This is a genomic window from Rhizobium sp. LjRoot258 (genome assembly GCF_964254185.1).
Lineage (GTDB): Bacteria > Pseudomonadota > Alphaproteobacteria > Rhizobiales > Rhizobiaceae > Rhizobium.
The window spans coordinates 1,907,153-1,918,620 of sequence record NZ_CAXUST020000001.1 but is presented as its reverse complement, the minus strand read 5'-3'; the positions used below and the strand labels follow the sequence as shown (position 1 = coordinate 1,918,620).

The window sequence follows — 11,468 nt, the reverse complement described above, 5'->3', positions numbered from 1 at the left end:
TAGTGACCGTTGCTGACTGATAGCGCGGAGTTCCTGCGCGACCCAGTGATCTTCGATCCGATAGGGACGAGCAGACATTCGGTCGGGAAGCCGTCCGGCAACAGATTTGGTGGATGAACATAGCGGCGGGCGTTTCGCTATTCACGTGGCCGCCATGGTGGCAGCGCGGGGTCCTCCCGACGCAACGATCGCGAGCGTCATTATCGCGACGAGCGACAATGGTCATCGGTTTACTCGTCTGGCGAAGACCGACATCACATGATCCGGCAAGGATTCCTGACGTTGATCGAGGCCTGCGCATTGGTCGCAGCAGTATCTGAAACGCAGCGGCTTGCCTTCATTGCTGAAAACCCAGTTTAAAATGGCGCGCCCAAGTCCCTGTCGGACAGCGACCTTCGGTCCTTCGAAATACTCGACGAGTTCTTTTCGGAAGCAGTTTTTTGAGCCGAGCAGGGCGGTGAGGTCATCGATCTGAGAGAACCGCTGCAGCAGCATCGCCCGCGCAGTGATCTCATCCAGGCCCGAACCGCTCGCGGTTTTTTCGGCCATAAACCGAAGGAGTCCGACGTCTCGGCCGGCGCCGCGGCCGGCCTCGGTGAACGCAACGGCAACAGACTGCCTGCCGTCGCGACCAACTCGGCCGAGTTCCTGTAGATAGTCCTCGACCGATGCTGGCTGCTGCCAGTGGATGACCAAACGGACGTCGGGAACATCCAGCCCCATACCGAAGGCGTTCGTGCAGATGATGTGGTTGACGAGCGGACGGCTCTCTCCTTGAAACCGCTTCAGCAGTTCCTGCCGTTCCCACTCGGTTCCAAGTTTCGAGTGGTAGAAGGGTACGTCGAGGCCATTGTTGCGGAGGTCGCTCTGAAGCTCCTGGCCGACACGTGCCGTCGGTACGAAGATCATCGCCTTTCGGTCCGCAAACACCGGGAGCCGAAGTAGCTTGGCAATGTCATGGTGACGAGCTCCCGACGGCGCGTTCCATCTGATCAGCGCGATGTTGGGACGATCGACGCCGCGGACGAATACTGTTGCGTCTTCGATGCAGAGGGAGGAAAGGATTCGCTTCTGCATGGCCTGGCCGGCAGTGGCTGTAAACGCAAGGACCGGCGGCGAACCGAGACTGGAGCGGACTTCGCTCAGGCGGCCGTATTCAGGCCGGAAGTCCCGGCCCCATTGATCGACGCAGTGCGCTTCGTCCACGACGAGGTATTCGGGTCGGCTGCGCGAGAGTGCGTCGCGTTCTTCCTGTCGCCGCACGAAAAATCGCTCAGGAGCGACGTAAAGGAACTTCACCGCGTTCGTCCCAATCCAAGCGTAGCGGATTTCCTTTTCCTCAGGACCGAGCGCGCTGTTAATGAAAGTGGCCGGTATCTTCTTTCGCAAGAGCCCTGAGACCTGATCGCTCATAAGGGTCTTCAGCGGGCTGATGATGATTGTCACCCCATGACGGAGCAGGGCAGGAAGCTGGAAGCACAGTGACTTCCCTGATCCTGTCGGACTGACGACTAGGATCGACTTCCCGGAGAGCGCCGCGAGGACGATCGGAAGCTGTCCTCCGCGGAAATGCGACGCGCCAAAGAGTCGAAGTACGGGGCCGAAGTTCATGCCGGCTTCGAGCGACCGCGCTTCGTCGTCCAGCCATCGGGCGAGACGCATCGCCCAGCGTTCGATAACCCGGCGTGCCAGCCCCCCGGCCAGGTTCGGGTGATGCGCTGCGTGACAGCCATCGCAGAGGGTGACAAGGTTGGAGAGCTCGTCGGAGCCGCCCATAGACCTCGGAAGAAGATGATGGACGTCGGCGTCGCGGGAAGCCAGCTTCAGAGAACAGGAGACGCAGCGAAAGCCGTCTCGCTCGTGAACTAGCCGACGCGTCTCTTCCCAAGTGCTCACGATACGAATCTTTCCAGACGACTGTTTTGGCGGAGTCTGGAACAGAGTCCCTGAAAAAGCGTAACTGAACACGCTGCTTTCCACTCGTCCCGGCCGAGGCGCGTCAGTCCCACCATGAAAGCGCATAGAATGCCGTCACACGATCCAGCAGTGAATGATGGCCCTCTGGAACGCTCCGGACGCTCAGGCTATACGACGACGATGTACGCCAAGAACCTCGCCCACTTTCTTCATGAAGCTCTCGTGCGGCCAGACCCGCTGAGCGACACGCTCAAAAGATTTGAGCATCTGCGTGGATTCGGCCTTCTACCAAGAGGACGCGAGAATGCCGGGGTGCGGTTGGACGACAAGCAGATTGCCAGCGCGGTTCTAGGATTCGCTCCGATCGGACTGGGTTTCGCTGGGCTCGCGTCGTTGTCCCTGGGAGGCCTATGCTCTGTCGGTGGTGCCGTCGCCGGCTTCCGGAACTGCAGGACGCTGCAGGACACGATGGCGGCCATTCTAGCCAGCGACGATGCCTGCACGTCGGTGGTCGCATTGACATTGACGATTGATCGCACGAACCAGGGGGACGACTATCACGCTCGTGCGGTTTTCGACGAGAAGGGAGTGCGAAGGACCATCTCGTTTGTCTCCGACATGGCATTGTCCCTGCTGCGCGAGGGCGCCGAGAAGACGCACGACCACGATAGGATTCACGCCCCGTCGGCAAGACAGCTCGCCCTAGGGCGGGAGTTCTTTCTAAGACTGCGGCGCGACATCGCTGTTTCCCGGCACCTAGACCTTCCCCTCAAAACCGATTGGACCGAATACGAGAGCGAAGAGGAGAAAAGCGAGTTTCATCGAAAGCTCGGTGCGCGCGTATCCTCGCGCTTTATGAATTTGCCGGTGGACACCGCTGTGGCTTGGCCGAAGGAGCCGACGCTTGTCACCTTCGCAGGCCACCAGTTCGTGCTTTTTCCGAGGACGAAGGACAATTCTCATTCGATCAGTATCGATCTGACGAACCAACGGCTTTCGCACGTGGAGGCGCGGACCCTGCTCAACAGGTTCCTAAGCATCCTTAGCTGGTGCCAGGATCAGCATGCGATCCTTGGTGACGGCTGGTCGGGCAATCCTGTGCCGGTTCCTGTGCGGAGGTACGACAAGGGTGGTACCATCGCGGGGCAGTGGGTCTTTGATCGATCGCTGCCTGAGAACAAGGAAATATTGCAACGTCTTGCGTACTATCGCGAAGGACTCAATGCCCACGAGGCGGGCCTCGTCTCTTACGAGGTCCTGAGCTTTTTCAAAGTCTTCGAGCAGCGCGTTAAAGGTGATGGGAAGGCTCCCAATCCGACAAAGATCTGGATCCGAGACAATTTCGACGCCGTCGCTACGAAACTCAGTCCAGATGCCCTCAAGCGTTTCGAGGAAGCTCGTGGGGGCAAGCCAGGTCACAAATACATATTCGATAACTGCCGGGTCGCTACAGCACATGCTTCCGAGAAGTTTCCGTCGGACGCCGATGCGTCGCTTGAGATCCGGCGGCTCTACTCGGCCGCGGAGGTCATTCATGCTTTGGCGCGCCACTATCTGAAGACCGAGTTCCACTTATCAGACTCGTATTTTTCAGACGACGCGCGATGAACCGTCAACTTGATAGACGGGAAGGTGGGCGATTTGAGCCACGACCGGTGTCGATTATGACCTCAAATTAGATCAACGCGTTCTGATCCTAAGTTGAGCAATCTTTGCCAATTGCAATCCGAAAACCTGCGGCTACGATGGGCGTCGCAGAAGGTCGTCGCGTGACGGGATATCGAACGAGGGCACGTTGGTGACTGATGGAGCTTCGGATACGGAAGACGACGACAGCTATCTCGCTTTCGAGACGAGATTTAGGAAACATTCCGACGAACCCGACATCCTTGACTGGTCGGTGGAACTGCGACGGTATCCCGCATCAAACGACGAACCGGGTCCGCCGCTGGCCCGACTGAAGGGCTTCCTGGCGCAGCCCGGCTATCTGCCCGAGGAAGACGACGACTGGTACTTCGCGGTTTTTGACATGCGAAGCGAGCACGCAGTCCAAGCCCTGGAAATCCTCACCGCGAATACGACGCTCATAAAGAAAGGCTTGAAACGACCGATGTCGTTCGATGAATGTGGGGCCGTCGCGCATCTCGAGCGGATGTGGGTCGACCCTTCATTGCGCGGAAAGGGCGTCGGGATTCGGTTGATGCGCGAGGCGAAGCATGTACTCGGCCGATACGGGTTGTTAGTCATTCTGAAAGCGCATCTGGACGGAGACGACGTCTCCGGCGCAGACAACCTCAAGCTCGCGGCATACTATCAGTCGGACAAGTCCCTGGGACTCGTCCCCGTGTCGAAAAAGAAACGGCCGGGGTGGCTGGTCGGCGTCTGGGATGAACCTGTCGCGCATCCGGACGACAGTTTGTTCTTCTATGAAGATGATTGAAGAACCGAGGACGGAAGGGTGCATCAGCGCAAACATATCCGATTACGGACTGAAGCCCGCCATCCGGTTCGCCCGATACTTACCATACCGTTCATGCAAGCCGTCCAAAAGCGACGGATAGGTATAGGAGTGGTCAGGGACATTTTCCGAGGCGATCTGCGGCAGCAGTCGTCGGAGACGATGCTGAACAGATGGATCTGCCCCAAGGAGCAGCCTTGCGTCGTAAATCCTATCCTCTGAACGATAGTCCGCGAGGCGGTTGATCTCCTCCTGGGTGGCTAGCTGTTTGTCGGGTATGCAGGTGAATGCACCCCTGTACCTTCTTGAAAGCTCCTGCGCGACGAAGTTCAGAGCGCGGATCTGATTGTTCGGAAAGTTGAGAACGATTGCCGGCGTCCTATCGAAATCTGCGGCATCTAGGATGACCGCTACGTCGGCCTCGAGTCCTTTGAGAAGAAGTGGACTTCCGACAGCTCGTGCAGGTACTCTCCGTCTTTCGATCTCGTCTGGAAGGGAGAAACGGGTTCTCAACCCAACCCGACGACATCGTTAATTCTTGCAGTCGTCCGGAACCTAGAGCGTCAAGGGACATTAACTGTTCAGGGTCATGGGTTCGCTGCGATTGTCCTGGAGACTCCTACGACAGAGAAGCGAGAAGGTAACGCTCGGCCCTGTGCGTCCGCGAATGGAGGAAGTTATGGCCTACAGAGATATCGTTGTCTATTTGGACGCTGGAGCAGATTCCACGGCCCGTGTGCGCACTGCCATCAATGTCGCAGCCAAGCACCAGGCCAGGCTGATCGGCGTCGACGTCAGCACGAAAGAAGCACTTGAGGGGGAGAGCCGAGAGCAGGCGCTCGCGATTGAAGACGAATTCGCCACCGCGGTTCGAAAGGCTGGCCTTGATTTCCAATATCACGTGGCACGGCCGGAGGCTCATACCGCAGAGCAGCTTTTTTCCCATTGCGCGGACCTTCTGGTAACAACACAGCCGCATCCGGACCACCTCCATCTTTCCAATTCAGCAGTCCCCAAAGAAATCTTGATGACAGCCGGGGTTCCCATGTTGGTCCTTCCAACGGGCTGGGCAGGAGAAGACGCAATCGGCGAGCAGGTGGTCATTGCCTGGAATTTCAGCCGCGAGTCAACCAGGGCAGTTCACGACGCAATGCCGATCCTCAAGGCCGCACGCAAAGTCTTCCTGTTCGTGTTTGCGAGCAACTATAGCGACAAGAATGCAGACGTTCAGGAGATAAAGAGCCATCTCGAGCACCATGGGATAGCGGTAGTCTTAGCGGGATGGCGCAACACGGGAGAGAACGATTTCACCAGTGCTTTGTTTGCCGGCCTCGACCGAGAGAGTGCAGATCTTATCGTCTGCGGCGCCTATGGCCACTCGCCGCTTTTCGAAGATATGTTTGGCGGCGCGACGCGCGATTTGCTGAACAACATTTCAATGCCGGTCCTGATGTCGCATTAAATCGCGGCCTTGCGGCTGGTCAATGCTCGATGACTTCTTTGAGCGCGTGACGCCGGCACGCGACACAGCCCTTGATGCTAGTTCGTCGAGGATGGATTCGGCAAAATGCCTGAGAGCGTCCCTATCTCAGCCAATTCGACAACCGGCGGTTACGGAAAACGACAACAACAAAGGATGATCGACGACCCGCACGGATCCGATTACCGCGATCGCCACTTCCATTCGAAATGCGCGGCTCTCCACAATGTGTCGATGATTTTCTGAATTGCGGTCGTCACAACGCGTCCTCGTGAAGAATGGATGAAGTATGTGAAATTTCAGGGTGCAAATCGAGCGGCGGCGCTACGACAAGCGGCCGCCGAGGCCGGCCGAATAGCAGTGCATCCCAATCGAGTTCCATCGCGCGCAGAGCCGAGAACATCGCCAGCCCGACCGCCTGCGCCATCCTCGGTGCTACTGCATTCCCGATCTGCTCGGCAACGCTCGCCACGCCACCCACGAATTGCCAGTCGTCGGGGAAGTCCTGCAGTCGAGCGCGCATCCTCAGTGTAAGGCCGGGGACGAAGCCCCGTTTCTGGGCGTCGGTATCAGTCGGAGCCTCCTTTGGTATTGGCGCGTAGGTGAATCCCTTCCGGAGCCAGCGTTCAGTTTCCTTCGGTAGTCCGGCTCCCTTCCGTCCGCGAATTGTCGCTGACAGAGCGCCGCGTTGAACGAAGTTTCTAAATTTGTCATGGAAGGGCTGTTCCCGCATGGCCCGGACCCATTTGTCGACGTCGGACCATCCGTTTGCGCCCATAAGGTCGGCCAGTGCGTCACCAATGTTCGTTCGCCATCCGGGGAACCGCGGGGGCATACGGAAGGCGCCAGCCAGTTCCTTTCGCAATCCGATCACGAGAATACGGCTGCGGTCTTGCGCGATGCCGTAGTCCCGTGTGTTGATCCGGTGGATCGAAACTTCGTAGCCTGCCTTCGACAGACGCCGAAGAGCGGACGCGACGTGGTCGGCATGCTTGGCATGGAGGAAGCCCTCGACGTTCTCGAAGACGAACGCCTTCGGCTTCGATTCCTTGACGGCCCGGACGCCTTCCAGCAGCAGGTCCTTCTCGTCGTTCTTGCCTTCGCTCTTGCCCGAGGTTGAATAAGGCTGGCACGGAATCCCGCCTACGAGGAGATCGACCGCGCTCCTCCGAAACTGCGTGAAGTCGATCGTGCGAACATCGGCCTCGATCACCGGCCAGTGCGGGCGGTTTTTCCGAAGCGTCGCCGCAGCGTTCTTGTCTAACTCGACCAGTCCGACATGATGGAATCCTGCTCGCTCGAGACCAACGGCCATACCGCCCGCGCCCGCGCAGATTTCCAGCGCTTTGAGATGGTACCGCGGGGGCGGGAGTTCCGTCAGAGGCGACGGCGCCTTTACGAGCCCGTATACCGGTTGCGGTTTCCCCGTTAACACAAGAAGAGCGTCGACCGCCGTCGGCCCGATGTCGGAATCGTTCAGGCCGAAGCCGAACGTATTTCCGAAATCGCCATTGCGGAACCGCGTGAGAGCATGGTGCGCGCGTCCGATCCGCTGTCCGGGCGAGTTCCGCTTCAGCGGGCGCGGCTGCGGGTGCTCGGCCCCGAATACGGATTCGAACTCTTCGAGGAGGGATCCGGCGCGCTTGCGAATGTCGTCGGGAACGACCGGAGTTTCCGGCGGCAGCATCCTGACGCTACGCACGAAGGACCACATCTTCTCCTCGAAGAGGGCTATGGTCGCCTTCATCTGCTTGCGGGCCGCGGCGGCGGCCAGTCTCCGGTTCCGGATGGCGATCGCTTCGGCGACCGTCAGTTTGGCGTCGGAAAGCCTCCGCCGGATCGCGGCAACGTCCTTCGTGTCGATCTGGGCGCCGATCTGCATGCGCTCGAGGACTTCCTGCTTGGCCTCGGGGTCCGCCGCGACGAGCGCCTTCAACACAGGGAAGGAAACCCGAGCTTTACGGAGGACTTCCTCCGCTCCCTTCAGGGTCTTCGCGAATCCTACGTAGGTCGACAGTTCGACTGCTGGCAGATTGCACCGGGCCTTGAGGAAGGTCCTCGCCTCCATTGGTGGGACGATCTCCATCAACGTTTCGACCTCGGCGGCCATCTGCAGGAGGCGATCGGTCATCTGCTCCTGAAGCTTCAGGATTCGCGTCCGGGCGTCGGAAAGCGCCTGCGCCTTGATGTCGATGTCCGCCATGAGAATGTCCCCTTTCGGGACGTCTCATACGACACAGGATCTTTCGGGGCAGGTAAACGGATCGGTAAAATGCTAGCGATCTCAAAGGATTCGGCGCATGCGTTAAACTCGGAATCCCGTGGCCGCGCTTGCCGGGCCAGGGCTACATGTTGGTGCCAACGGCAATGGCCATGAGCGGCCAAAGCATGATGGGCCAGGATGCGAATATGATATTCCATGGGATGATGGACCCAGGAAGGGGCTCGGATCCGTTCTCATCGAACGAGCCTTGCCTGGGAAGGCGAACGCGGAGCGTAGAACCACGTTTCGCCTAGGCGGCCTGCTTTTTGAACTCGCATTCTCGATAGACGAGCTGGACTCAGCCGGACGGCGCCGCCACATCGATTTGGTGCGCGCGTACAGCCGTAGCCGCCGCGGCCGCTGCCCCGGTTTTGTCTTCACCGCCGACCTGGACCCTCGGCTGGGCGAAGCTGACGCCGTTCGCCAGGAAAGCCTCGCGTAGCTTCGCGTACGCCTTGCGTCGGATGTAGGTCTGCATGCCGGGAACTGTGGTCATTCCGAAGCTCAAGACGATGCCGTAATCGCCGAACTCTTCGACGCCCTTCATTTTTAGGGGCTCGATGAACAGCGGCCCCAGCTCCGCGTCTGCCTTCAACTCGGCGCCAACCTTCTTTGTAAGCTTGCGAGCCTTCTCGATGTCGGTGTCGTAGCCGACCGAGATCCGGAACTTGTCGATGACCCAGTCGCGGCTCATGTTCTCGATCGCGCCGAGCTCGCCGAATGGGACCGTGAACACCGGGCCCCGATGATGCCTGAGGCGGACTGATCGTAGGCTGAAGCCTTCGACTGTTCACTTGTAGTCCTTTGCCTGAATGTATTCCCCAACACGGAAGGCGTCATCGAACATGTAAAAAACGCCGCTGATGATGTCCTTCACGAGGGTCTGCGATCCAAAGCCGATCGCGACGCCGAAGATCCCGGCACCTGCAAGCAGAGGTCCGATCTGAATCCCGAGCTGCGCAAGCACGACAAGGCCAGCGATAACAAGAACCGTCACCGCGATGGCATTTCGGAAAATAGGTAGCAGGGTGCGGAACCGTGCCCGGCGCGCGGCATCGGCGGGGGAAAGGGACGCGGTGTCGGAGGCGGTGCTCAACGACAGGTCGATCCAGTGCCTGACTAACTGCCAGACAAGGTCGGCAAGAAGGAGAACGACGACGCTCTTCATGCCTCCGTAGACAAGGGCTTCCACCCAAGGGTCTTGTCGGCCAGGCGCGTCCGGATTGAAGCGCCAGACGAGGGCGAGCCAACCGATTGCCAGGCCGACGACCACCACTCGCACAGCATGGGCGACGAGCAGGCGTCGGAGTGTGCCGGCATCGGCAGACAGCGCCGCCGACATGCGTGTGGTTCCCCGCAGTATGGGGGGAAGGGCGATCGCGTAGATGCCGAGCCAGAAAAGTCCTTTCATTTCGAGGCACCATGCTACCCAGAGTGCCACGCCAAACGCGGTTATCGCCGCCTTCCACGACGCCGAGGTTTCGATCGTAGCCCAGACGGTCTCAAGGCTCAGCGCGAGGACTATCAGCGAAAAACAGATTGAGATGGCCTCGGCGGCGCCGGGTTCAATGCCCAATGGCCCCGCGAGTGCAGACGTTGCAACGGCGACGGAGACGATTGCCGTTAGGAACGACAAACGACGGCGCTGTGAAGGTGGAAGGGCCGTCATTGGCATCAAGGCCGTCGACCGAATGACAACGAGCGCGCAGATGTAGGCGAGGAGCGTCAAGCGTGCCAGCGGAGGCCAGTCGACGGCAAAGAAGATCACGGCCATCCCGGCAGAGAATATGCCGATGGACGCGAGTCTGACGAACGTGCTGTCGGTGGGGGCAACGAGTCGACGCCAGATGGATTCGACCACGAAACCCACGGCGACGAGGCCCAGAAAAATGACAAAAACGGGCGCGTACCCTTGCGCGGTGGCTTCTGCGCGCGTCCGCGTCGCAGCCATGCGAACTTCTTCAGGCACTCGCGGTAGGGCGGACAGGACGCCGTTGATACGCGCGCGGATCGACGCTTCCCATGTTGCGAAGCTGAACCCGCTTACGACCACATCAGATGTTGGGGGGCCAGACTTCTTACTTTCAAGCCAGGCTCGAACGTCAGGATCCTCCAATAGGCTCACCAACTGCTGGATCTTTTGATCCGGCGCGGGGGCAGGCGCTGCCGACTGCGCCGCCGACCCAAAGGAAGCGAACAGAGCAACGAACCCGACGATCATCCATCTCATTTCAAAATCCCCGCGGTCCAAGTCCAGCGCGCGACACTTGGCGACGGTGAGGTCGAGCACTACGACGGCTGAGTTTTGGAGGCATCCCCAACCGAGTTGCTGGTTTCACATAGGGCGACGCAGAGCTTTAGTGCGACATCGAGCTTGGTAGGCGTCTTGTCACGGAGACGACTTTCAAATAGACGCACGATCTTGGAGAACACGTTCGGGTCTGTGCAAACGGAGTGTGGCAATGCCGCACGGAGCGACGCCGGTAGATCGTGAAGATCATCATGTCCCTGGCTCTTCATCGGATTCCATGCTTCAAAGTAGAGCCCTCGAAGCAGCGTTGGCAGATCGTTGCCAACTTTGGCATTGTCATCCACTGAAAGCTTGTCACGCACCGAATGGAGGGTTGTCCGCAACACCTCGTAGGCGACCCGCTGCTCGCAGCCAAGCAGTTCCGCAAGCTCTCGAACCCACATCGCGCCTTCCTGTGCAGCGTCCGGAAACGTAAGAATGGGGCTATAACGCATCAGACCCTCCTGTCTCGAAAGTGCGACCCGCGGCACGTTCGTTGCAGGATGGATTCTACAGCGATCGCTGTCCTTGATCTTTGTCAAACTTGGCGGGGCGTGGACTTGCGTCGTTCTCAGTCAAATCTCGAGCAAAAGCAGCAGGAGGAGGCCACCGAGGAATCCGCAAAAGACACTCGAGTCCACGAGCCGCAGTTCCTGTTTGATCTTGCTCAAAGCGTGTGCGCGGTCCGGTGATAGTCTTGCAGATGTCCGTGCCATTTCACTCAATTCGGCTGCAACCGTTGCAACGAATAGCACAGGAACCCTCGGGGCGGGCACGCGCTGAGTTGAGGTCAGCAGTCATGAAGCGGAGAGCAAGATATGTCTGTGTCCCGACGAAGTATGGTCTCTTCAACGTGATTGATACGACGAGTGGAGGGCCTGCCGAAATAGCCGTTACGACGGTGCTCCTCACGCGCAGAGAAGCTCATCACCTCTGCGCGTTACTCAATAGAACGGAGGTGTCAGCACGAGCGAGCGGATCTTCGGATAGATCGGGAAGGGTGGCGCTTAGATGTGATGAGGAGGCTGAAGATCGAACCCTCGGCGCCGGTGCGCTCCGC

Annotated in this window: 6 protein-coding genes and 1 pseudogene; 3 read left to right on the top strand and 4 right to left on the bottom strand. The window is 59.1% G+C overall.

The window, feature by feature from the left end:
* Positions 1–222: 222 nt before the first annotated feature.
* The gene (locus ACSQ9D_RS09595) at positions 223–1,896 is read right to left on the bottom strand and encodes a RecQ family ATP-dependent DNA helicase (RefSeq protein ID WP_436282036.1); all 1,674 of its coding nucleotides are present in this window, start codon (positions 1,894–1,896) and stop codon (positions 223–225) included.
* 150 nt (positions 1,897–2,046) lie between these two features.
* Here ACSQ9D_RS09595 and mauJ point away from each other — a divergent pair, with 150 nt between their 5' ends.
* The 3 genes from mauJ (at position 2,047) to ACSQ9D_RS09580 (ending at position 5,837) form a co-directional block, all read left to right on the top strand.
* A complete protein-coding gene (gene mauJ, locus ACSQ9D_RS09590) occupies positions 2,047–3,525 on the top strand; it encodes a methylamine utilization protein MauJ (RefSeq protein WP_436282035.1) in 1,479 nt (492 codons plus the stop codon).
* Between the two features lie 190 nt (positions 3,526–3,715).
* Positions 3,716–4,357, top strand: a complete 642-nt coding sequence (locus ACSQ9D_RS09585) for a GNAT family N-acetyltransferase (RefSeq protein ID WP_436282034.1) — start codon at positions 3,716–3,718, stop codon at positions 4,355–4,357.
* Between the two features lie 697 nt (positions 4,358–5,054).
* A complete protein-coding gene (locus tag ACSQ9D_RS09580; protein ID WP_436282033.1) occupies positions 5,055–5,837 on the top strand; it encodes a universal stress protein in 783 nt (260 codons plus the stop codon).
* A gap of 274 nt (positions 5,838–6,111) precedes the next feature.
* Here ACSQ9D_RS09580 and ACSQ9D_RS09575 read toward each other — a convergent pair whose 3' ends face one another.
* The 3 genes and pseudogenes from ACSQ9D_RS09575 to ACSQ9D_RS09565 form a co-directional block, all read right to left on the bottom strand.
* The gene (locus tag ACSQ9D_RS09575; RefSeq protein WP_436282032.1) at positions 6,112–8,058 is read right to left on the bottom strand and encodes a DNA cytosine methyltransferase; all 1,947 of its coding nucleotides are present in this window, start codon (positions 8,056–8,058) and stop codon (positions 6,112–6,114) included.
* Between the two features lie 358 nt (positions 8,059–8,416).
* A pseudogene (locus ACSQ9D_RS09570) lies at positions 8,417–10,348 on the bottom strand (mechanosensitive ion channel family protein).
* 59 nt (positions 10,349–10,407) lie between these two features.
* On the bottom strand, positions 10,408–10,863 hold the full coding sequence (locus tag ACSQ9D_RS09565; RefSeq protein ID WP_436282031.1) for a DUF2267 domain-containing protein: 456 nt from the start codon (positions 10,861–10,863) through the stop codon (positions 10,408–10,410).
* Positions 10,864–11,468 lie beyond the last annotated feature (605 nt).

Excerpts from the sequence above, each read along its gene's own strand:
- ACSQ9D_RS09565 (WP_436282031.1), bottom strand. The coding sequence starts at position 10,863 with ATGCGTTATAGCCCCATTCTTACGTTTCCGGACGCTGCACAGGAAGGC.
- ACSQ9D_RS09580 (WP_436282033.1), top strand. The coding sequence starts at position 5,055 with ATGGCCTACAGAGATATCGTTGTCTATTTGGACGCTGGAGCAGATTCC.
- ACSQ9D_RS09575 (WP_436282032.1), bottom strand. The coding sequence starts at position 8,058 with ATGGCGGACATCGACATCAAGGCGCAGGCGCTTTCCGACGCCCGGACG.